The sequence below is a fragment of the Vibrio sp. Vb1729 genome (genome assembly GCF_033338655.1).
Classification (GTDB): domain Bacteria; phylum Pseudomonadota; class Gammaproteobacteria; order Enterobacterales; family Vibrionaceae; genus Vibrio; species Vibrio alginolyticus.
The window spans coordinates 35,449-57,789 of the sequence record NZ_JAWOTB010000003.1; the positions used below are offsets into that span (position 1 = coordinate 35,449).

The 22,341-nt window shown below is 45.5% G+C and carries 23 protein-coding genes and 1 tRNA gene; 13 read left to right on the top strand and 11 right to left on the bottom strand.

Going from position 1 to position 22,341, the window contains the following annotated elements:
• Nucleotides 1–109: 109 nt before the first annotated feature.
• A complete protein-coding gene (locus R7E29_RS01435) occupies nt 110–706 on the top strand; it encodes a VOC family protein (protein ID WP_054576705.1) in 597 nt (198 codons plus the stop codon).
• Nucleotides 707–778: 72 nt separating this feature from the next.
• On the opposite strand, the gene R7E29_RS01440 is transcribed toward R7E29_RS01435, so the two are convergent.
• The 3 genes from R7E29_RS01440 to purU all read right to left on the bottom strand — a co-directional run bounded on the left by R7E29_RS01440 (nt 779) and on the right by purU (nt 3,811).
• The gene (locus tag R7E29_RS01440; protein WP_017819944.1) at nt 779–1,147 is read right to left on the bottom strand and encodes a hypothetical protein; all 369 of its coding nucleotides are present in this window, start codon (nt 1,145–1,147) and stop codon (nt 779–781) included.
• A 4-nt stretch (nt 1,148–1,151) separates the two neighbouring features.
• A complete protein-coding gene (locus R7E29_RS01445) occupies nt 1,152–2,771 on the bottom strand; it encodes a S1 family peptidase (protein WP_005382202.1) in 1,620 nt (539 codons plus the stop codon).
• Nucleotides 2,772–2,977: 206 nt separating this feature from the next.
• Nucleotides 2,978–3,811, bottom strand: a complete 834-nt coding sequence (gene purU / locus R7E29_RS01450; protein WP_005382206.1) for a formyltetrahydrofolate deformylase — start codon at nt 3,809–3,811, stop codon at nt 2,978–2,980.
• Nucleotides 3,812–4,029: 218 nt separating this feature from the next.
• Between purU and R7E29_RS01455 the strand changes: the two genes are divergently transcribed.
• From R7E29_RS01455 to rnd, 7 genes are all read left to right on the top strand, one after another.
• On the top strand, nt 4,030–5,970 hold the full coding sequence (locus tag R7E29_RS01455; protein WP_005382210.1) for an ATP-dependent DNA helicase: 1,941 nt from the start codon (nt 4,030–4,032) through the stop codon (nt 5,968–5,970).
• Nucleotides 5,971–5,999: 29 nt separating this feature from the next.
• Entirely contained in the window at nt 6,000–6,701 is a 702-nt protein-coding gene (gene tsaB / locus R7E29_RS01460; protein WP_213906498.1) for a tRNA (adenosine(37)-N6)-threonylcarbamoyltransferase complex dimerization subunit type 1 TsaB, read from the top strand.
• Between the two features lie 60 nt (nt 6,702–6,761).
• Nucleotides 6,762–7,067, top strand: coding sequence for a hypothetical protein (locus R7E29_RS01465; protein WP_005382213.1), 306 nt, complete (start codon nt 6,762–6,764; stop codon nt 7,065–7,067).
• A gap of 41 nt (nt 7,068–7,108) precedes the next feature.
• Nucleotides 7,109–7,666 (top strand): Slp family lipoprotein, encoded by a 558-nt coding sequence (locus R7E29_RS01470; RefSeq protein WP_005382214.1) that lies wholly within the window; start codon nt 7,109–7,111, stop codon nt 7,664–7,666.
• A gap of 6 nt (nt 7,667–7,672) precedes the next feature.
• Complete coding sequence (locus R7E29_RS01475; protein WP_213906497.1) at nt 7,673–8,527, top strand: alpha/beta fold hydrolase; 855 nt, start codon at nt 7,673–7,675, stop codon at nt 8,525–8,527.
• A 106-nt stretch (nt 8,528–8,633) separates the two neighbouring features.
• The gene (fadD, locus tag R7E29_RS01480) at nt 8,634–10,325 is read left to right on the top strand and encodes a long-chain-fatty-acid--CoA ligase FadD (protein ID WP_005382216.1); all 1,692 of its coding nucleotides are present in this window, start codon (nt 8,634–8,636) and stop codon (nt 10,323–10,325) included.
• 79 nt (nt 10,326–10,404) lie between these two features.
• Nucleotides 10,405–11,523 (top strand): ribonuclease D, encoded by a 1,119-nt coding sequence (gene rnd / locus R7E29_RS01485; protein ID WP_031777213.1) that lies wholly within the window; start codon nt 10,405–10,407, stop codon nt 11,521–11,523.
• A gap of 77 nt (nt 11,524–11,600) precedes the next feature.
• Here rnd and minE read toward each other — a convergent pair whose 3' ends face one another.
• The 3 genes from minE to minC are packed head-to-tail and all read right to left on the bottom strand — an operon-like array spanning nt 11,601 to nt 13,359.
• Nucleotides 11,601–11,864 carry a cell division topological specificity factor MinE gene (gene minE / locus R7E29_RS01490; RefSeq protein WP_005388332.1) on the bottom strand — a complete coding sequence of 88 codons (264 nt, stop codon included), beginning with the start codon at nt 11,862–11,864 and terminating at the stop codon, nt 11,601–11,603.
• 2 nt (nt 11,865–11,866) lie between these two features.
• The gene (gene minD, locus R7E29_RS01495) at nt 11,867–12,679 is read right to left on the bottom strand and encodes a septum site-determining protein MinD (RefSeq protein WP_005388331.1); all 813 of its coding nucleotides are present in this window, start codon (nt 12,677–12,679) and stop codon (nt 11,867–11,869) included.
• Between the two features lie 17 nt (nt 12,680–12,696).
• Nucleotides 12,697–13,359 (bottom strand): septum site-determining protein MinC, encoded by a 663-nt coding sequence (gene minC, locus R7E29_RS01500; protein WP_054575214.1) that lies wholly within the window; start codon nt 13,357–13,359, stop codon nt 12,697–12,699.
• A 197-nt stretch (nt 13,360–13,556) separates the two neighbouring features.
• On the opposite strand from minC, the gene R7E29_RS01505 reads away from it, so the two are divergent.
• The 4 genes from R7E29_RS01505 (at nt 13,557) to R7E29_RS01520 (ending at nt 17,347) form a co-directional block, all read left to right on the top strand.
• Nucleotides 13,557–13,838 carry a YcgL domain-containing protein gene (locus R7E29_RS01505; protein WP_005382303.1) on the top strand — a complete coding sequence of 94 codons (282 nt, stop codon included), beginning with the start codon at nt 13,557–13,559 and terminating at the stop codon, nt 13,836–13,838.
• Nucleotides 13,839–13,886: 48 nt separating this feature from the next.
• The gene (locus R7E29_RS01510) at nt 13,887–14,858 is read left to right on the top strand and encodes a lytic transglycosylase domain-containing protein (RefSeq protein ID WP_005388330.1); all 972 of its coding nucleotides are present in this window, start codon (nt 13,887–13,889) and stop codon (nt 14,856–14,858) included.
• An 87-nt stretch (nt 14,859–14,945) separates the two neighbouring features.
• The gene (locus R7E29_RS01515) at nt 14,946–15,890 is read left to right on the top strand and encodes a LysR family transcriptional regulator (RefSeq protein WP_017634801.1); all 945 of its coding nucleotides are present in this window, start codon (nt 14,946–14,948) and stop codon (nt 15,888–15,890) included.
• A 257-nt stretch (nt 15,891–16,147) separates the two neighbouring features.
• Complete coding sequence (locus R7E29_RS01520; protein WP_005382298.1) at nt 16,148–17,347, top strand: NupC/NupG family nucleoside CNT transporter; 1,200 nt, start codon at nt 16,148–16,150, stop codon at nt 17,345–17,347.
• A gap of 68 nt (nt 17,348–17,415) precedes the next feature.
• On the opposite strand, the gene folD is transcribed toward R7E29_RS01520, so the two are convergent.
• Nucleotides 17,416–18,276 (bottom strand): bifunctional methylenetetrahydrofolate dehydrogenase/methenyltetrahydrofolate cyclohydrolase FolD, encoded by an 861-nt coding sequence (folD, locus tag R7E29_RS01525; protein WP_005382297.1) that lies wholly within the window; start codon nt 18,274–18,276, stop codon nt 17,416–17,418.
• A gap of 203 nt (nt 18,277–18,479) precedes the next feature.
• On the opposite strand from folD, the gene R7E29_RS01530 reads away from it, so the two are divergent.
• Nucleotides 18,480–18,556 (top strand) — tRNA-Arg (locus R7E29_RS01530).
• A gap of 185 nt (nt 18,557–18,741) precedes the next feature.
• Here the strand turns inward: R7E29_RS01530 and R7E29_RS01535 are convergent.
• The 4 genes from R7E29_RS01535 to R7E29_RS01550 are packed head-to-tail and all read right to left on the bottom strand — an operon-like array spanning nt 18,742 to nt 22,328.
• Nucleotides 18,742–19,965, bottom strand: coding sequence for a beta-ketoacyl-ACP synthase (locus R7E29_RS01535; protein ID WP_053307508.1), 1,224 nt, complete (start codon nt 19,963–19,965; stop codon nt 18,742–18,744).
• Nucleotides 19,962–20,687 (bottom strand): 3-oxoacyl-ACP reductase FabG, encoded by a 726-nt coding sequence (gene fabG, locus R7E29_RS01540; RefSeq protein ID WP_213906496.1) that lies wholly within the window; start codon nt 20,685–20,687, stop codon nt 19,962–19,964. Before fabG ends, R7E29_RS01535 begins: the two co-directional genes overlap by 4 nt.
• On the bottom strand, nt 20,684–21,148 hold the full coding sequence (locus R7E29_RS01545) for a hotdog family protein (RefSeq protein ID WP_017634799.1): 465 nt from the start codon (nt 21,146–21,148) through the stop codon (nt 20,684–20,686). Before R7E29_RS01545 ends, fabG begins: the two co-directional genes overlap by 4 nt.
• Nucleotides 21,141–22,328, bottom strand: a complete 1,188-nt coding sequence (locus tag R7E29_RS01550; RefSeq protein WP_047102880.1) for a beta-ketoacyl-[acyl-carrier-protein] synthase family protein — start codon at nt 22,326–22,328, stop codon at nt 21,141–21,143. Before R7E29_RS01550 ends, R7E29_RS01545 begins: the two co-directional genes overlap by 8 nt.
• Nucleotides 22,329–22,341 lie beyond the last annotated feature (13 nt).

Consider the following 22,341-nt stretch of genomic DNA (forward strand, 5'->3'; position numbering starts at 1 on the left):
GAGGAATTGGGGAAATTTATACTTTTTCGATTGAATGGAAATGTGGTTTGGTTTGCGTTTACTATTGCGCTCAGAGTAATGAGATAAATCGCCCCAAAAGAGAACCACAATGACGACTCAACTAGTTGAAAAACGCCTAGCGCCTAAATTGATGATCCAAGATCTGGATGCATTTATGGCGAAGATTGAAGAGCTTGCATCCCTGTTAAAACTGGATCTGAGCTTTGCTCAAGCTGACCATATTGCGCTGCGAATTAATGATACTGAAACAGCAAAAGCCGCGCATGAAGCATGGAATCAATACGGTAAGGTGATTTCACAAGCGAAAATCAACGGTCGCCCGATTATTGTTATTGAATTCGACAAAGCGTTAGAAAGCCGTGGCTGGAAGATAGAGTGTCTGGAACTGCCATACCCTGCGGAAGGCAAAATCTACCCAATTGAAAGCTGGGAACATGTGGAGTTTGTTATTCCGTCTCATACCGAAACTGCAGACGAGTTTCTTGCTGATTTGAAACATACTTACCCAGCGTTTGGGGCGCGTTTTAATGAGTTGGAAGAGCTGGGTGTAAAGATCAAACTGTCGAGCCCGAAAGGGGATGGCGAACGCTTGAACAACCCAACGGTGGCGTTTAAGTACCAAGGCATTTGTATCAAGCTGCACCCGCATTCACTTAAGCGTATTGTGGAGTCTGAGCAGGCGTAAAACGCTAGGGTGAGAATTGCTGAGTTGCGATAGGCAAAAAGGGAGCCGAGGCTCCCTTTCGTAAGCGAATCACTATTTAGCCAGTGACTTGCTTTTTGGGTTGGTAATGGAAAGTTTTTTGCCTTTCAACTCTTCATCTAAAGGCAGTGTAAAAGTTTTGGCAAACGGCATTCGTTTACAATGATCCGCCTTGTCTCTAACGATAGTAATAAGAGCTTCTGTCTGTGAGCTTTGCTCTATTTTTAGGCTAAAGTCCTCGTTTTCACTGCAGCCGTTAGACTCTGTGATAAATGAAATTTGACTCTCACTTGTCCTATAAGTCTCTACCATCATTGCTTGGTGCTCAGACGTCTGGTTTGTTTGCAGTCCTGCGTTTGCTGAACATGCAGTTAAACTGATAGTGCCCAAACCAAGTAGGAATATCTTGAGTCTATGTTTCATCTCGTTACCTTTTTTTGCGTCGTACGAATGAACCTGCAGCCATTAACACCAGTAGGCCAATAGATAAACTGCCGCCTGAACTAGACTTTTTATTAACGTCGTTACCAGCATCGCCCGTATTATCTGTGCTGACTGACATATTTATGTTGCGAACAAATGCTTGCGCGCTGTAAATGCCACTTGAAAACGGGTGTTGGACGTATTCAAACGTTATCGTATTAGATGCTTTGTAAAGATCGATCTGGATCTCTTTATAATCGAGGAGTTGGTTGGTGCTATCGTAAATTTCACCATTAACTAAGATGAACAAGTAATCAAAACCATCGGACATTACTTTGAGATCCATGGTAAGTTTGCCCTTCGGAAGATCGGTCAAAACCAGCTCAGATACACCAGGATAAGCTCCCATATCCGCTGATTGCAGTTCACCATTTTCAGCCGTCCAAGCGTTTTGACCGGTATAAACATTTGCGTCTGCTAGCGGAATGGCATTACGCACTGATCTGCTTGCTTTATCTACACCTGAATACTCGAAAGTTGTTGTGAGTCTGGACAGTTTCGGATGATCGGTAAAGAGCTCTATCGTTGTTTCTGATCCCGAATAGCTAGGTTGGTAGCCGACGGTAATTTGACAGCTTTGCGAAGGCTTTAAGGTACCAGTACAAGTGCTTTTCTCGATGGTACTTCCGTATGATATTGTGCTTTGGTAGATGTTGAATGGGATAGTATCGTCATTACGAATAGTAAAGGTCTCTTGCTGCGCTTTTCGCTCAACGAAACGAAGATCTCGGTACTTAGTGAAGCTGATAGTATTGCGATGGCTATCTATCCATCCATTGTGTTGAAAATGAGCGACGTTGGCGTAAACACCATAAGCGTTTGGTTGAGCACATCCATCCCCCCAGCTGACCACGCCTAGCAATTTGTTGATACCGTTATCATCAACGATGAGTGGACCGCCGCTATCTCCTTGGCAGCTATCTTTTCCTCCCCAATAGTATCCGGCGCAAATACCGTCATCTGATACATTAGAGTAGTTTCCTGGTAGGTTTTGGCAGGTAGCTCGATCTACGTATTCCAAATCTACTTGTTGTAAAACGGTTGGGTATATTCGGTCTGTCGTGGACGTATTTCCCCATCCAGCCACGTGCAACTTGTCTCCTACGCGTACGCTATCTAAAAGTTCTGGCGTTGCCAGGTCAATAGTTGCGCTATCGATATTGCGTTCTAATTCAATAAGAGCAATGTCATTGTTCGTTGTTATGTTGTTATATTCATCATGTGAATAGATATTTTTAATGGCGATGCGCTGTGCTTGAGACTCTCTGTTTTTGTCATAAAGACCAAGAACGATATCCAGATCGTCCGCATTAAGACCTTCCACACAGTGCGCAGCAGTTAATACGTATTTTCCACCTAGGAAACTGCCACCACAAAAGTGACCAATAGATGTAGGTTGTCCTTTACGTACCAGTGAAGCAATAAATTTCCAGTCGGAAGTGTTGGCAGGTTCGCCGCCGATAATGCGAGTGGATACATCATTCTGAACAGGCTCAAGAGTATCTGCGATTGTGGTTGCTGGTAAAGTCAGCCCAATCAGAAAAGCCACTAACGTTTTTTTCATTTTAATTCCGTAATATTAACGTGGTTTATTATAAGGAGGGCAAATGATAAACGGAATCATTCTCTCAGTAAATAGTTGTGGAGAAATGAAAAATTATAACGTATCGGTTTAACTTTGATGGTTAGAATTGGAGGGGGGATCTTCTGAAAAGATGAAACCCGCCAAGTTGGACGGGTTTCACTATCGTTGTAACTAGTACGGAGGGATTACAGGATCACTGTCTTATTCCCATAAACAAAGACGTGGTCATTGATCACTTTATTCAAAGCCTTACTCAATACGTTCTTCTCTACATCGCGTCCCGCTTGCGCCATATCTTGGGCATTGAATGTATGGTCGACAGGAATTACGTCTTGCTTGATGATCGGCCCTTCATCTAAATCATTAGTCACGAAGTGTGCTGTTGCACCGATGATTTTCACACCGCGATCGTAAGCTTGTTGATATGGCTTCGCGCCAATAAAAGCAGGTAAGAAGCTGTGATGAATATTAATGATTTTGTGGTGATATTTCTCAACAAACGTCGGCGTTAATACGCGCATGTATTTAGCTAGCACCAAAAAGTCAGCATCGTATTGATCGATCACTTCTAGCATCTTCTGCTCGTGTTCTTCACGGCTAAGGTTTTCATGGGTCACATGGTGGTAAGGAATGTCGAAGCGTTCAGTGAGAGTTTGCAGTTTGTCGTAATTCCCCACCACAGCGGCGATCTCAACATCTAGGCTTCCATCGTAGGTTTTCATCAGAATATCGCCTAAACAATGCGCTTCTTTTGTGACGAGAATGACGATGCGCTTACGGCGAGAGCCAACCAATTTACGCTTAGCACCTTGCGGGAGAGCTTGGTCCAAGTCGGCAAGAAACGTTTGATCGTTGAAGTACCCCTCCAACTCCGTTCTCATGAAAAAGTGGCCACTGGTATTATCAACAAATTCGTTATTGTGAACGATGTTGAGTTGGTGCTTGTAACAGATATTAGTAATTTTCGAGATGAGACCCGGGGCGTCAGAACAGTGGGTCAACAGTGTTTTCTTTTCCATAAATCAGGTACTTCCATGCATTAATATTTTAGCGTACGAATTTGTTATTATTCCCTGGCGGGTGTAACTGTACTGCCATGTTTCACCATAAATAATCTATTCTTACGTTGGTTTCAACAAAATATCCGCGTGTCGCCGCAAGCTGGTCAGATTGTGGGCTGATGTCACTCCTATTCCTCTGATATACTCTCGATAATTTTTCAAACTCAATACCAAGCATGATCGCAAAAACTTTTTCCTCTGATGGCGCGTTAGGTAAGGCCATTCCTGGCTTTCAAGCTCGTCAGCCACAAATCGATATGGCGGAAGCCGTCAGCAGTGCGATCAAAGATCAAACCCAGTTGGTGGTGGAGGCAGGAACCGGAACCGGTAAGACCTTCGCCTACTTAGTCCCTGCGCTGTTAAGCGGTAAAAAAGTGATCATCAGTACAGGCTCGAAAAACTTGCAAGAGCAGTTGTACCATCGTGACTTACCGCTCATGGTCAATGCGCTTGGTTTTTATGGCCAAGTGGCGTTATTAAAAGGGCGTTCTAATTATCTGTGTTTGGATCGTTTGAGCCGCCAAATGGTCGAAAGCCACACTAATGAATCTGACCCGACGTTATTAACTCAACTGGTTAAAGTGCGTGCTTGGTCATCAGAAACCAAAACAGGTGACCTTGGGGATTGTGATGATCTGCCAGAAGACAGCATGATCATTCCGACCATCACCTCAACCAATGATAACTGTTTAGGTAAAGAATGTCCGAGCTACACTGATTGCTTTGTATTGAAAGCGCGTAAGCGAGCCATGGATTCCGACATTGTTGTAGTGAACCATCACTTGTTTCTTGCTGATTTAGCGATTAAAGAAACAGGGTTTGGTGAACTGATTCCAGAAGCCGATGTGTTTATTTTTGATGAAGCTCATCAGTTGCCAGATATTGCGAGCGAATATTTCGGCCAGTCAGTTTCAAGCCGCCAAATTCACGATCTTGCCAAAGACATTGAAATAGCCTATCGCACCGAAGCCAAAGATATGCGTCAATTGCAAAAAGTGGGCGACAAACTCATGCAAAGCGCAATGGACATGCGGATTGTATTGGGTGAGCCAGGCTTTCGTGGCAACTGGCGTGAGGCGTTGCAATCAGGTTCTATTAAGCGAGAATTATTGCGCTTAACTGACAGCCTCGAATTGGCGATTGATGTACTCAAAATAGCCTTAGGGCGCAGTCAATTACTGGATACCGCCTTTGAACGAGCAAATTTGATCAAAGGCCGTATCGACCGGGTATGTGATGTCGATATTACCGGTTACTCATACTGGTACGATACCTCGCCTCGTCATTTCGCTCTGCACATTACGCCTCTTTCTGTCGCGGACAAGTTCCATGAGCAAATAGAGATTAAACAAGGCGCTTGGATTTTCACGTCAGCAACCCTAGCCGTATCGGGCGATTTCAAGCACTTTACTGAGCGCCTTGGCCTCAAGCCTACAAAGCAATTTTCTCTGCCGTCCCCCTTTGATTATCAAAAGCAAGCGCGCCTTTGTGTGCCAAGGTATTTGCCAGAGCCAAACAGTAACGGCTTAGCGGATAAGTTAGTCCGAATGCTTGCTCCGGTGATTGAAGAAAATGATGGTCGCTGCTTCTTTTTATGTACCTCGCACAGCATGATGCGTGAACTAGGTGAGAAGTTCCGAGAAGTACTTGAGCTGCCTGTGTTAATGCAAGGGGAGATGAGTAAGCAGAAAACCTTGGCGGAGTTTATGGAACTGGGTAACGCTTTACTCGTGGCGACGGGCGCTTTCTGGGAAGGGATTGATGTTAGAGGTGATGCGCTGAGCTGTGTTATTATCGACAAATTACCGTTTACCGCCCCTGACGATCCGTTACTCAAAGCCCGTATCGAGGATTGTCGATTACGTGGCGGTGAACCATTTGCTGAAGTACAAATCCCGGATGCAGTGATTACGTTAAAGCAGGGAGTAGGGCGATTAATTCGAGATCAGAAGGATCACGGTGCGTTGATCATTTGTGATAATCGCCTCGTCACGCGAGACTATGGTGGTATTTTCCTCGGAAGCCTACCACCTATCCCAAGGACGCGAGACTTAGATGGAATCAAAGCATTCCTGAAAGCAGAACAATCTGTCACAGACGCAAGTGCTGAGGCATAACCCAATAAATGAAAGTTGTAGAGAGTTAAATGAGCGCAAAAATTCTTGCTATCGATACAGCGACTGAAAACTGTTCAGTTGCGTTGTTGGCTAATGATCAAGTGATTTCACGTAGCGCGGTTGCACCACGCGATCACACCAAAAAAGTACTGCCAATGGTTGATGAAGTACTCAAAGAAGCTGGCCTGACTCTACAAGAGCTGGATGCGTTAGCGTTTGGACGTGGTCCAGGTAGCTTTACTGGCGTTCGTATCGGTATTGGTATCGCACAAGGTTTGGCGTTCGGTGCTGACTTACCTATGATCGGCGTTTCAACGCTGGCTGCAATGGCTCAAGGTAGCTATCGCTTACATGGTGTGACCGATGTCGCTGTGGCCATTGATGCACGTATGGGTGAAGTTTACTGGGCACGTTACACTCGCCAAGCAAACGGTGAGTGGGCAGAGATGGATGCAGAGTGCGTAATTCCACCAGCACGTCTCGTTGAAGAAGCACAAGCAGACGACAAAACGTGGACGACAGCAGGTACTGGTTGGGATGCTTACCAAGGAGTATTAGCAGACCTACCGTTTAATTTGACGCATGGTGACGTTCTGTACCCTGATTCACAAGACATTGTGATTCTTGCTGAACAAGAATTTAAAAAGGGTAATACTGTGCCGGTCGAAGATTCGAGCCCTGTTTATTTACGTGATAATGTGACATGGAAAAAACTTCCTGGTCGCGAATAGTCCGTTTTTCATTAACCTGACAAAAAGCAGGGCGTTTGCCCTGTATTTTTATTGAGTGCTATGGCGTCGATTAATGGCTTGCCTCCTTCTTTGATTCCCGGTGCAAATCGCACTAATAAAGCCAGTCAAAAGAAGCCGGTAAATAAATCACAAACAAAGCAGCCTGTAGGTCAGCCTTCAAAGGTTGCTAACGCCGTGGCGCACTCCATAAAACACGTGGATGAGTCCCAAATTCACCGAGCTCAAGTGCAATATGACCTTCCTGAAGGGGGCGCACGTAAAGCCATGGAGCAGTACATGGATGTCATGAATCGAGCTAAAAAAGAGGAACTGGCTCAATTACTTGGTGTCGATATTTACGTGTGAGATCTCCCCAGCTTGGGGTTACTAATATTGAAAGGTGGTTTATGAAGGTTTTTGGACGGTTTTTTCTCGCATTATTTGCTACGGTTGGTTTGTCTGCGTGTAGCTCGTTGCCAGAGGAGCTAAATGCAAGCACAGAGTTGGTCGTTACAGACTATAAAGCTTTTGCTGAGTCTCAGGGGCAAGTGAGTGAAGATGTTCGCCTTGGTGGAATCATCGCTAAAGTGGATAACTTTAAAGATAAAACGCGTCTAGAGATTGTAAACCTTCCTATCAGTAAGTCTGGTAAACCTGATATTGATGAAGAGCCTACGGGGCGTTTTGTCGCCTATTTTGATGGCTATTTAGAGCCTGTCGCCTTTAGTGAAGGCCGTTTGGTGACGGTTGTAGGCAAAGGAGCAGGGGAAGAAGAAGGAAAGATCGGTGAGCACGGTTACATCTTCCCGGTAATTAAGGGGGAAGGGTACCGTTTATGGAAAATTGAAGAACGTGTACGCATGTATGACTCGCCAACCTACTTTTACCCATGTTACTCGATTAACTGCCGCATGTGGCGTAATGATTTCCCACAAGACGGTAAAGTGATAAAACAGGTCAAATAATCTGCGATGCATGAGCGTCAATTCGAGCTTCCTGTCGGCAAAATGGCAGCCCTTGAGATAGGGAACGAGAAAACGGCTGACTTGTCAGTCGTTTTTCTTCATGGGTGGTTAGATAATGCGGGCAGCTTTAAAGCGCTCATGGAGCAGTTGAATCAACTTAATCCTCACTTACACCTCCTCGCCATCGATCATTTTGGTCACGGTTTATCGAGTCATAAATCTCACGATAATTATTCCCCCTTTCACGACTATATTGCCGATTTGTATCAGTTTTTGGACGAATTATCACCAAACAGACTGATATTAGTAGGGCATTCACTTGGTGCTTTAATCGCAAGTTGCTATAGTGCAGCGTTTCCAGAGCAGGTCGAAGCTCTTGTGCAAATTGAGGGAGCAGGACCTCTTCATGAGGATCCTACTAACAGTTTGCCTCGTCTTCGCGATGGCGTTTTAAGTCGAATAAGACAGCAAAACAAGCCAGAGCGAGCCATTGCCTCCTTCGATCTGGCGTTAAAATTACGCATGCAAGCCAACCAATTAACCGCTGAGCAACTTCTACCGATAGTCGAGCGTGGAACAGAGCAGCGAGGAGATAAATGGTATTGGCGGCATGACGCCAAGTTAAAATGTGCGTCGCTTTACCGAATGGCGCAAGCGCATGCTAACTCGATTACCAGCCAAATACGTTGTCCTCATTTGATTGTATTAGGCGATCAAGGATTTCAGAATTTACCATCTAACCAAGCTGATTGGGGAGAGAACCCACCGCAAGTGGTTTCTGTCAAGGGTGGTCATCACTGTCATTTAGAGCAAATACTCGAGGTCGCAACGCGAATTCTTGGTGTAGTTAACAAAATTTAAACAAGTGTTTGAGAGTTGCGTGCTCAAGCACGTTCGCTGTGCTGTAATAGCTTTCAAAATAAAAAGGACGCTATTTTTTAGCCAGTTATAAACGAGGAGTAACATCGTGGATAAACCATGGCTTTCACGTTATCCAAGTGACGTACCTGAAACCATTAATCCAGAGCAATATGAGTCTTTGGTAGAAATGTTTGAACAGTCTGTACAAAAATATGCAGACCAACCAGCATTCATGAACATGGGCTCGGTTATGACCTTCCGTAAATTGGAAGAGCGTAGTCGCGCATTCGCAGCGTATCTGCAAAACGAGTTAAAACTGCAAAAGGGTGACCGCGTTGCTCTGATGATGCCAAACTTACTGCAATACCCAGTAGCATTATTTGGTATTTTGCGTGCAGGTTGTATCGCCGTAAACGTTAACCCACTTTACACTCCTCGTGAACTTGAACACCAATTGAATGACTCAGGTGCGACGACGATTGTGATTGTGTCTAACTTTGCGAATACGCTAGAACAAATCGTCGATAAAACACCAGTCAAACACGTAGTGTTAACCAGTCTTGGTCAAATGCTGCCACGAGCGAAAGGTACGATTGTCGATTTTGTCGTGAAGTACGTTAAGGGCATGGTGCCTAAGTACGATTTACCTGGTGCAATCTCAATGCGTCAGGCTCTACGTAAAGGTCGTCGTCTACAATACGTTAAACCGTTTATGTCTGGGGATGACATTGCATTCCTGCAATATACGGGGGGGACGACAGGTGTCGCGAAAGGCGCGATTCTGACTCACCGCAACATGATTGCGAACGTTCTACAGGCAAAAGGCGCGTACGGACCGGTTTTATCTCCGGGGCGTGAATTAGTCGTGACAGCATTACCGCTGTATCACGTATTTGCTCTTACCGTAAACTGTCTGCTGTTTGTTGAAATGGGTGGTCGTAACTTACTTATTACCAACCCTAGAGATATTCCAGGGTTCGTGAAAGAGCTACAAAAGCATCCGTTTACTGCGATTACGGGCGTGAATACCTTATTTAATGCATTGGTCAATAATGAAGATTTCCACGAGTTGGATTTCAGTAATCTACGTTTAGCCGTTGGCGGCGGCATGGCAGTGCAGCGCTCAGTGGCAGAAAGATGGCAAAAGACCACGGGTTGCTATTTGCTCGAAGGTTACGGTCTAACAGAGTGTTCTCCGTTGGTGGCGGCATATCCGCATGATCTTGTTGAATACAATGGCTCTATTGGTCTGCCGGTACCATCAACAGAAGTTCGTATCGTGGACGAAGAAGGTAACGCTCTTGCGAATACTGAAACTGGCGAACTTCAAGTTCGTGGTCCTCAGGTTATGCAAGGTTACTGGCAACGACCTGAAGCAACGAAAGATACGATTAACGAAGACGGCTGGCTATCAACTGGCGACATCGTTAAGTTCGATGACGAAGGCTTCCTGCATATCGTTGACCGTAAGAAAGACATGATCTTAGTATCAGGCTTTAATGTTTACCCGAACGAAATCGAAGACGTTGTAGCACTTCACGGCAAAGTACTTGAAGTTGCTGCTATTGGTCAGCCGCATGAAGTGTCTGGTGAATTAGTGAAGATTTATGTCGTGAAACGCGATCCGAGCTTGACCAAAGACGAAGTGATCGCGCATTGTCGAGAACACTTAACTGGCTACAAAGTTCCGAAGTTGGTTGAGTTCCGCGAAGACTTACCTAAAACCAATGTCGGTAAGATCTTGCGTCGTGTTTTACGCGAAGAGAATGACGCTGAACTTGCGAAGAAAAGCGCATAAGCCGATTTCGTCGAGTCGAGAGATTTAAAAAATGATAGAATGCCAGCGTTTTGCTGGCATTTTTTATAGCGAGAAGTATGTGAACTATCAAATTATTACTAAAAACAAAGACCTAGAAGAGGTTTGCACTCATGCCCGAGAGGCAGACGTAGTGATGTTGGATACCGAATTCGTTCGTATTCGCACTTTCTACCCGCAGTTAGGTCTGATTCAGCTTTTCGATGGTAATCGCCTCTCGCTGATTGATCCGACTGAATTAACGGATATGACGCCGTTTGTAGCGCTATTAAAAGATACTTCTGTGCTAAAAGTGCTGCACGCATGTGGTGAAGATTTAGAAGTTTTCCAAAACGCTTTTGGTTGTACACCATTCCCTATGGTGGATACGCAGCTGATGGCCGCTTTTCTCGGTCACGGCTTATCGACAGGCTTCGCATCGCTGGTGGAAGAATATTTAGGCGTAGAGCTCGACAAAAGTGAATCACGTACCGACTGGATGGCTCGTCCACTGACACAAAAGCAATTAGATTATGCTGCCGCAGATGTTCATTACTTGTTACCGTTATACGAAAAGCTGTTTGATAAGGTGACGCAAGCAGGTTGGTGGGAAGCTGTACAGCAAGAAAGTGATTTACTCGTTTCGAAACGTATTCGCGTAACTAATGAAGAGAATGCCTACCTTGATATTAAGGGCGCTTGGCAATTAAAACCTTCTGAGCTAGCGATTTTAAAGCCATTGGCGACGTGGCGTTATCGTGAAGCAATCAAACGAGATTTAGCGCTGAACTTTATCTTCAAAGAAGGTGATCTATTAACGGTCGCTCGTCTTGGTTTAACGAACTTTAAGAAGATGGAAGCAGAAGATATTGATATCCGAGCGATTAACCGCCATGGCGCGAAGATTGCCGCGATTGTTAAGCAAGCGAAGCAAACACCTTCTGAAGAGTATCCTGCGAAAATTGAGCGTTTAATGGACTATCCGGGTTACAAGCAGGTCTTCAAAAATATGAAAGACTTGGTGAAATCGGCTTCGCAGAAGTCAGGTTTAGCCACGGAGTTCCTTGCCTCTAAAAAGCAGATCAATCAGTTGATCAGTTGGGTTTGGAAAAAAGATCGTGACCCAGAAGTATTGCCTGATTTGATGCAAGGGTGGCGTTTGGATTTACTCGGCGACAAGATGAACAAAGCATTAAAGTAATGAAAGATGAAAAAGGTTGGCCTCGATGCCAACCTTTTTCGTTCTAATTAGAGTATTCGTCTTGCGAGAGAAACTGATTACTTTTCTTCGTCTGGTAGCTTCACATTTAGCTCAAGAACTGAGATATCGTCGTCTTTGTGCTCAAATGTTAAGTCAACCATATTTGGATCAATTGCCACGTACTTGCTGATCACCTTCAAGATGTCTTCTTTTAATTGAGGCAAGTAAGACGGCGCAGGATCATTTTGGCTGCGGCGCTCTGCGACAATGATTTGCAAACGCTCTTTAGCTAGATTCGCAGAAGTTTTCTTCTGTGGACGGAAAAATTCTAATAATGACATGTCTAGCCTCCAAAGAGTCGTTTAAAGAGTCCTTTCTTCTCCTCAGTAAGGAAACGAAATTCAACCTGATTGCCTAATAAGCGATCAACGGTGTCAGAATAAGCCATACCCGCATCGGTGTTATCGTCAAAAGTGACTGGCACACCTTTGTTTGACGCGTTAAGCACGGCTTGGCTTTCTGGAATCACGCCCAGTAGTGGAATATGTAAGATCTCCTCAACGTCTTCAACGCTTAGCATTTCGCCTTGAGTGACGCGAGATGGGTTGTAGCGAGTCAGTAACAGATGCTGTTTTACTGGCTCTAGCCCTTGTTCTGCACGCAGTGACTTAGAATCTAAAATACCGAGAATGCGGTCAGAGTCACGTACAGAAGAGACTTCTGGGTTCGTTGTGACAATGGCTTCATCGGCATAGTACAAGGCCATTAACGCGCCTTGCTCGATACCTGCTGGTGAATCACAAATAATGAAATCAAAGCCCATTTCATCAAGTTCGCCGAATACGCGCTGAACACCATCTTTTGTCAGTGCGTCTTTATCACGAGTTTGAGAAGCAGGAAGAATAAATAGGTTGTCCGTGCGCTTATCTTTGATCAGCGCTTGGTTTAATGTCGCTTCACCGTTAATGACGTTCACAAAGTCATACACGACGCGGCGCTCACAGCCCATGATTAGATCGAGGTTACGCAAACCGATGTCAAAATCGATCACCGCGGTCTTTTTTCCCTTAAGAGCTAGACCAGAGGCGATGGCTGCGCTTGAAGTGGTTTTACCAACGCCACCTTTACCAGACGTTACTACAATAATGCGTGCCATTTTTTTTCCTTTTTAGATTAAATCGCGAGAACTTCTAAATGTAATGATTCATCGGCTTTACTGATCATTACTTTCTTTTGCCAGTACTCGCTTTCAATTTGATCGCTTAACCAGTAGTTACCCGCAATGGATACCAGTTCTGCTTGTAAATCGTGGCAAATAATACGCGCTTCCTGCTGACCACTTGCTCCTGCAATCGCACGACCTCGAAGTGTGCCATGGATATGAATAGAGCCGTCAGCAATGACTTCAGCACCTGCACTGACGTGCGCTAGCACCACCAAATCACCATCTTTTGCGTAGATCTGTTGTCCTGAGCGGACAGGCGTACGAACTACTTTCGTTGGTGCCATTTTGGCAGGTGCTTGGCTTGGTGATTTGCTCGCCGACATAATGGCGAAGCCAGCTTCGGAAGCAAGGTTTTGTACACGCTTGTCTTTACAGCCCGTTACACCGACCGGAATAAAACCAGCATCTGAGATGCCTTGTTTAAGCTTAGGGAAATCAATGTCGCCTTGTACTTTTGCTATATTGATTACCAAAGGCGCGGATGCAAAAAAAGAAGGTGCTTGAGAAACTTTTTCTTGCAAAAATTCGACAGTCTTTGCGATCTCATTGTCAGAAAGGTGTAAAACTGACAATGTAAAACTGCTACCTTTAAGGTCTGGTGAATGGGTCATCGTGGACTTCTTGCCTTTATTGAAAGAGCGTTGCCTTAAACTAGGTATGTCATGTTATATTTCATCCTTTGACGCAGCAAGTTCTCTCGGGGGCAAATAGGTGAATTAATCTCAAATTTGCTATTAAGTTTGCGAGAATTTGACGTTTACAACCTAATCCGCACTCAACGCGGCTAAATCAGCATAAAAGGCGTGTCATGCTTTGTTCTATTTATAAAAGCTCGAAAAAAGAAGGTACTTATCTCTATATTCCGAAAAAGGATGATTTTTCACAGGTTCCTGACACCTTAATGCAGATGTTCGGTAAGCCTATCGCTGTCATGACGATTAAACTTGATGGCCGTAAATTGGCACAAGTTGATATCGAAAAAGTGAAGGCTTCATTACAAAATGATGGCTTCTTTCTTCAGGTTCCACCGCCGCCGGAGAACCTATTAGAAAAGTACAAAGAACAAAAAGCCCAGCAGAAAGGCGAATAACGTCATCGTTTTTCATCTGGGATTTCTGCCTTGCTCAAGGAGGGCAATATGAAAAAGATACTGGCTACCATGCTTAGCGTTGGTATGTGTACCTCGGCTTTTGCAAGTAGCGAGGGTTTTGATGAATACTTGAATAAGCTGCGTGCTGAAGCTCGTGATAAAGGTATCTCAGAGCAGGTCATTAGTGCTGCTTTTGCTAATGTTGAGTACAAGCCGCGAGCAGTAAAAGCGGACCGAAACCAACCAGAAAAGAAACTGACATTGGATGAGTACATTCCTCGCGCGGTGCCTGAATGGAAGGTGAAGCAAGCCAGACAACTCTACAAAGAGCATTACACTGAGCTAAAGCGTATAGGCGATGAGTACGGTGTCCACCCGCGCTTTATTGTGGCACTTTGGGGAGTTGAAAGTAACTTTGGTAAGTTTACCGGCAACTTTAAAGTGATTGATGCACTATCCACAATGGCATTTGAAGGCCGTCGTGAAGAGTTTTTCCGTAAAGAGACCATGTCGGCACTGCAGATCCTCGATCAAGGCCATATTGAGCTAGAGAACTTTAAAGGCTCATGGGCTGGTGCGATGGGTCAATGCCAGTTTATGCCAAGCTCTTTCCTTCGTTTTGCTGCTGACGGCAACGGTGATGGTAAAAAAGACATATGGCAATCTGAAGCGGACGTGTTTGCATCAACCGCTAACTATTTGAGCAAGTCTGGTTGGGATGATAAATATACTTGGGGTCGCCAAGTTAAGGTTCCTAAAAATATTGATCGCAGCCTGGAAGGGCGCACGGCTGAAAAAGGCAAATACCTTCAAGAGTGGAGCCAATTAGGTATCACAAAATATGACGGTAGCCCGTTGCCAAAACTGGATGAAGACATCAAAGCATGGTTGATCATGCCGGACGACGAGAATGGTCGTACGTATCTGGTTTACAATAACTACAACGTATTGATGAAGTGGAACCGCTCTTACTACTTCGCACTTGCTGTGAGCCACTTGGCTGACCGCATTAAATACTGATCTGCCACAAACAATTCGGCATCCAGTCTTCAATACAAGGGCTCTTCGGAGCCCTTTGTTTTTTCTATAACCAAATCGAGGTAAAGCGTGTTATCTGAACGTGCCGCACAAATGGTGATTTTCTCCGCTCTTCTTAAACACAAAAGCTTCACAGCTGCTGCAAAGAGCTTAGGCGTGTCGGTGTCTCATGTGAGTAAACAGTTGAGTCAGTTAGAAGCGTCTCTTGGTATCAAGCTTGTTCAACGCACTACGCGAAGCTTTACGCCGACAGAGGCAGGGAAAACCTTTTTTCATCACTGTGAGCAAGTGGTACAAGCGGTGAGCAGCGCCACATTAGAGATGGAAACCCAGCGGGATGAAGTAGCAGGTTTGGTACGTCTTGGGTTGTCGCAATCATTTGGTACCTTACACATTATTCCAGCGATTCAAGAGTTACGCGAACTGTATCCTCAACTTCAAGTGGAAGTACATCTGTTTGACTATAAGGTCGATATGTTAGCCGAAGGGCTCGATTTATGGGTAACCAACAACGAGCATTTGCCTGAAGGTTACATTGCGCAGCGTTTGACGGATTGCCAGTTTGTTGTTGCGGCATCGCCAGATTACTTATTGAAACATGACACGCCAACAGAACCGGATGACCTATCTGCTCACAACTGCCTCATATACAGAAGCTGGGAGCGTGACTATACGGGGTGGGCGTTTACCAAAGATCAGCAAGAATTGAACGTAAAAGTCTCGGGTAACTATTCAGTAGATCTGGCAGAAGCCGTTCGGGATGCGGCTATTGCAGGTTGGGGTATTGCCTACCTTGCCACTTACTTGCTGGGGGATGAGTTTAGAACGGGTAAGTTAATACAGCTGTTACCTGACTGGAAAGCCAGCCAGTCGATGCCGTTTTATGCGGTATACCCAAGCCGCCAGCATATGCCAAAAAAAATATCCGCAGTGATTAACTTTATCAAACAGAAGATCGGCAATCCTTGTCATTGGGACCAACGTTTGGCACCTTACATCTCTATTCCTAAATAACAGGATCAATGACGTTGTAGAACGACACATAAGGTGATTCACTTCACAAAAATTTTTCCTGAACCAGAAACATATTTTCTATATGGAAATAATTAAAATAAGCAAACGTTTATCTTCAATAAATTCAATTGGTTATTTTGTTGGTCAGTTATTGGTCGCTTAAACTTTTCACACTGTTAACATCCTCAACTTGCAGCATTTTGAGTCCGCTATACAATCCGGTGCCTTCCATATCCCCCTTCTGTCGGATTCATTTTATGAACTCAATTATTGGTATCGTAGCCATACTATTCCTAGCATGGCTACTTTCTACAAATAGAAAAAATATAAAGCTGAGAACGGTGTCGTTTGCGTTTGCTTTGCAGGTACTGTTTGCGTTGTTGGTTTTATATGTACCAGCAGGAAGAGATGCGCTGAATTCAGTGAGCAGTGTTGTGTCGAATTTGATCAACTATGGTCAAGAGGGCATTGCGTTTTTATTCGGTAATTTGGCGACAGGGGGCTTCACCTTTGCGATCAATGTTCTGGGTATCATCGTTTTCTTCTCCTCTCTTATCTCAGGTCTTTATCACATTGGTGTGATGCCAAAAATCATTAACTTTATCGGTGGTGGTATTCAAAAGCTGCTGGGTATCGGTCGTGCTGAGTCTTTGTCTGCTACGGCGAATATCTTTGTTGGCACCATTGAAGCACCATTAATGGTAAAGCCTTACCTAAAACACATGACTGACTCGCAGTTCTTTGCAGTTATGACAGGTGGTTTAGCGTCAGTTGCTGGCGGAACGTTGGTTGGTTACGCATCACTGGGTGTCGACCTCAACTATCTTATTGCTGCTGCATTTATGTCAGCACCTGCCGGCTTGTTGATGGCAAAAATTTTAATGCCAGAAGATACGGATAAAGCAGCAGATATCGACATTAGCCAAGTTGAAATTCCACGTGCAACCAACGTAGTAGAAGCATTAGCCGATGGTGCCATGGCGGGTGTACGCATTGCTGTATCGGTCGGTGGTACGTTACTGGCGTTTATTAGTGTCATTGCAATGCTAAACGGCATGTTAGGCTGGATAGGTGATCTTATTGGGACACCATTAAGTTTTGAGCTCATCCTAGGTTTTGTGTTTGCGCCAGTCGCTTGGTTGTTGGGTATACCATGGCAAGAAGCAACCACAGCAGGCTCGCTGATTGGTAACAAGATTGTGGTGAATGAGTTCGTCGCTTTCATCCAGCTTGCAGAAGTGAAGTCTCAACTTAGTGAACACTCACAAGCAATCGTGACGTTTGCTTTGTGTGGCTTTGCAAACATCTCAAGCATGGCGATGCTGATTGGTGGGTTGGGCTCATTGGTACCAGAAAAGCGTGCATTTGTTTCTAAGCATGGTTTCCGTGCGATTATCGCTGGTGTCATGGCGAACTTAATGAGCGCTTCGATTGCGGGCGTGATTTTAAGTCTGTAATTGAAATAGATATCAACAATTAGCAAAAAGGCTCCTTGCGGAGCCTTTTTCGTATCTGAAGTTTTACGTTATTTGTCTGTGTGGAACTGTTCGCAAGCGAGCATCGTGTTCTCAATTAAACTTGCGACGGTCATTGGGCCAACGCCACCAGGAACAGGAGTAATAAAGCTCGCACTTTCACGTGCTTTGTCGTATTCCACGTCGCCAACTAGTTTGCCTGAATCAAGACGGTTAATACCGACATCGACCACCACTGCGCCTTTTTTAATCCACTCACCAGGGATGAAGTTAGGCTTACCAACCGCCACCACGACAACGTCAGCTTGACGCACATGACTCTCTAGGTCTTTGGTAAAACGGTGACATGTTGTTGTTGTGCAGCCCGCAAGCAGCAGCTCAAGTGTCATTGGACGACCAACAATGTTTGATGCACCAACCACAACCGCATGTTTACCACGTAGCTCAATGTTGTAACGGTCGAGTAGGGTAATTATGCCCTTTGGCGTGCAAGAGCGAAGCTTTGGAATACGCTGCGCAAGACGACCAACGTTGTAAGGATGGAAGCCATCCACGTCCTTCTCTGGGTGAATGCGCTCTAAAACATGTGTTGTGTCTATGCCCGCAGGAAGGGGTAATTGCACTAGAATGCCGTCAATTTCATCATCGTTGTTTAATTCATCAATCAGAGCTAGTAACTCTTCTTCTGAGCTAGACGCAGGAAGGTCAAAAGACTTAGAAACAAACCCAACTTCTTCACATGCGCGGCGTTTGCTACCAACATAAACCTGAGAAGCAGGATCTTCACCAACTAGAACCACTGCTAAACCAGGAGCACGTAGCCCAGCTTCAACACGTGCTTTAACACGTGCAGCCACTTCGGATCGAACAGTTTGGGAAATGAGAGTTCCGTCTATATTTTGAGCAGTCATGACTTTCCTTATAAATTAAGAAGGCAGATTATCTGCGGCGCATTGTCGCAGAATTTCTTATTAACATCCATACGCAAACGTTTGCTTTGTGGTGTTTTTGAACATTAAGCGTTTTAATGGACTTTTTTTAGGCATTCAGATCAGAATGTTATGAAAACCCGTTGATTTACCCGTTTGAACTCGTATAATCCTGTCCCTGTAGCGCGCCCTTAGCTCAGCTGGATAGAGCACGTCCCTTCTAAGGATGTGGTCATTGGTTCGAATCCAATAGGGCGTGCCATTTATTCAAAAGCCTCGATAACTCTTTGAGTTGTCGGGGCTTTGTCGTTTTTAGGTTTTTGGCTGTAATTGCCACTCTATCTACAACTTTTGAATGGCATTCTAGCCATTGCAATTTCTAGCAATCTGGATAGCAACCAATAAAAAAGCGCTGGTTAACCAGCGCTTTTGCATTTATTAAGGGCATTACATCTTTTTAAAGATGATGGAGGTGTTGATGCCGCCAAAGGCGAAGTTGTTACTCATCAAATATTTCACGTCCAGCTCTCGGCCTTGTCCGGCGATGTAGTCTAAATCGCCACATTGCTCGTCGAGGTTTTCTAGGTTGAGCGTTGGGTTAAACCAACCTGTGTGCATCATTTCTAAACCTAGCCACGCTTCAATCGCGCCACAGGCGCCTAGTGTGTGGCCAAAGTAGCTCTTGAGTGAACTGATTGGCACTTTGCCCAGAGCATTCGCTGTTGCGTTGCTTTCCGCAATATCGCCGCGGTCGGTGGCAGTGCCGTGAGCAGATACATAGTCGATCTTCTCAGAAGGAATGCCCGCGTTTTGCAAAGCCATTTCCATACAGATTTGCATGGTTTCCATCTGTGGTTGAGTGACGTGTGCGGCATCACAGTTGCTGGCAAAACCGATGATTTCTGCATAGATTTTCGCGCCACGAGCGACGGCGTGTTCGTACTCTTCCAGAACTAGCGTTCCCGCACCTTCACCAATCACCAAACCATCGCGATCGGAGTCATAAGGTCTTGGTGTGCTTTTCGGGTCTTCATTCTTCAGACTGGTGGCAAAAAGGGTATCGAAGACCGCGGATTCCGTTGGGCACAATTCTTCAGCGCCACCAGCAACCATGACCGTTTGGTAGCCGTGCTTGATCGCTTCGTAGGCGTAGCCGATTGCTTGGCTGCCAGAGGTACATGCACTGCTGGTTGGGATCACTCGGCCTTTCAAACCGAAAAATAGACCAACGTTCACTGCCGTGGTATGCGGCATCATTTGCACGTAAGTCGTTGCGGTGATCGCTTTAGTGGTTTTCTCATTCAGCATGACACCAAATGCGCCGATTGCGTCAGTACTGCCTGTTGATGAGCCGTATGCGATACCCGTTTGACCATTGGTGAGTACGTCGTTACCAATCAAACCTGCTTGGCTTAGTGCGTTTTCTGTTGCGACGGTCGCCAATTTGGAAACACGCCCCATGCCGCGTACTTGCTTGCGCTTGTAGTGCTTTGGCAGTTCAAAATCTAAAATTGGTGCCGCGAGCTTGGTGTTCAAACCATCATACTGTTCGTAAGAAGGCATGTATTGCGTCGCGTTCTGGCAGTCACGCAGTTTTGGTTCGACAGATTGCCAATCGTTACCAAACGCAGTCACGCCTGACATTCCGGTTACAACAACTCGACGGCTCATACTAGGCCTCCGTTTACCGAAATGACTTGGCGAGTTACATAGCCTGCGATGTCAGACATAAGGTAACTGACTAAACCAGCAACTTCTTCTGGCTCTCCCATGCGGCGCAAAGGAATTTGCGGCATCGCATGTTCTTTCACGTGTTCGTCTACCATGCCTGTGTCGATAAGCCCTGGAGCAACGCAGTTGACGGTGATTTTGCGTTTTGCCAGTTCAAGCGCGAGTGATTTTGTTGCACCAATTACGCCCGCTTTCGCTGCGCTGTAGTTAGTTTGACCACGATTCCCCGTTAGGCCAGAGACTGATGCAAGCGTAACAATTCGGCCGCCTTTGCGCTTTTGCACCATTGGCATAACACAAGGGTGAAGAACGTTGTAGAAGCTATCTAAGTTGGTATGAATCACACCATCCCATTCTTCTTCGGTCATCGCAGGGAAAGCGGTATCTTTTGTGATACCAGCGTTGTTCACGACGCCATAGTAAGCGCCGTGTTCGGCGATATCGGCTTCTAGCTTCTCACGACAATCTGCACGGTCACTGATGTCGAATTGGATAAGACGACCGCTACCACCATGCTGTTCGATGGTGTTTAGGGTGTCTTGCGCGCCTTGTTGATCGCCCATGTAATGGACAATGACTTGGAAACCATCTTTGGCTAATTGAACGGCAATGGCTTTACCGATGCCTTTGCTGGCACCTGTAACGAGGACTTGTCGGGTCATTGTTGACTCCTGATTTTCATTTCTTGTAATTTTTCTTCTGATGGAACGTAAACGTTCAATTGGCAAGTCGCTACAACAGTTCCTTGTAGCTCAATACGGGCTGAAAAAACCGCCATACCGTTATCTTCCATAACTTTTTCAGCATACACATCGAGCACCTGTCCGCGAGAAAACGTATCGCATTCAGACGTGTATCGACGGCTACCAAGCAAAAAGCCAATCGGTGGCGCTTGTTCTTTCATTAATGCGTGGTAACCAGACCACGCCGCGACAGATTGCGCCATAAACTCAATGCCAACGTAAGCTGGCACAGTTTGAGAGGCCGAGTCGAAGAACGGGTTGTGTTCTGCGATATCAACCTGGCAGTGAATCGTATCTTGTTGAACATCCAAAGCACGATCGACCAAGATCATTGGTTTGTCGTGTGGCAAAAGTTGTTCGATGGGAGGAAGTTTAGTCATGAGCGTAACCAAAAATAAGACTAATATTATTGCCACCAAAAGCAAAAGAGTTGCTGAGAATCGCTTTGTTACCCAGTTTGGTTGGCGTCTCAACTAACGATATATGGATATCGTCTGCTTTGGTTTCGCAGTGTTGTATTGGCAAATCAAGGTTGTACTTGAGAATATGCCAAGTGATCGCGGCTTCCGTTGCACTTGCTGCGCCTAATGTGTGTCCGGTAAGTGGCTTTGTCGAGCTTACGGGAACGGAGTCTCCAAAGCAGCGATGAATGGCTTTGCTTTCCATCGCATCGTTTAACGGCGTTGCTGTGCCATGCGCGTTGATGTAACCAATGTCTTGCGCTGTAAGTCCTGCATTGGCCAACGCTTTTTTCATCGCTTCTTCTGCGCCTAACCCTTCTGGATGTGGTGCGGAAATATGGTGTGCGTCTGAGCTGTCGCCAGCTCCGAGAAGAGCAACGGGCGCAGGTGTTTTGCTTAGCAACATTAATGCTGCGGCTTCGCCGATATTGATGCCGTTGCGATGTTGATCAAACGGCTTACAAAGGCTATCGGATAGAGCTTCTAGACCGTTAAAGCCGTTTAGTGTTAGCCGACAAATGGTATCTACACCACCCACAATAACCGCATCAACAATGCCAGAGCGAATCAGGCGTTGCGCGGTTAAAAAGACACGACCACTAGAAGAACAGGCGGTTGAAACTGAGTAATGTGGGCCGCTCAAATCAAAGTAGGCGGCAATAAAATCGCTGCAGTTGCCAAGCTCTTGTTTGGTGTAATGGTAGTCGGCAGGAAAATTACCCTTTGCCAGCTTTTCACCAAATGCGATTTCGCCATCTGAAATGCCAGATGTGCTGGTGCCGATCACGACTGCGATACGGTCACGGCCATATTTAGCAATGGCGTCACGCACGTCGCCTTCGATTTGCTGCAAAGCCGAAAGTGCGAGGCGGTTGTTTCTCGTATCAAACTGGCTGAGTGCGGGTGGTAATTGCGGTAACGTCTGTGCGATTCGACCGATTACTGTTTGGCGGCCTGAATTTAAAATATCTCGGTCAACCACCATGTTGGATGGCTTCGCTCCCGATAAACACTGGTGGATGAGCGCGTCATCTTGCCCCATGGCAGAGTGAAAGCCACAGGCCTGAATATACAAAGGTTGAGAAGAGCGAATAGGCATATTGTTATTCTAA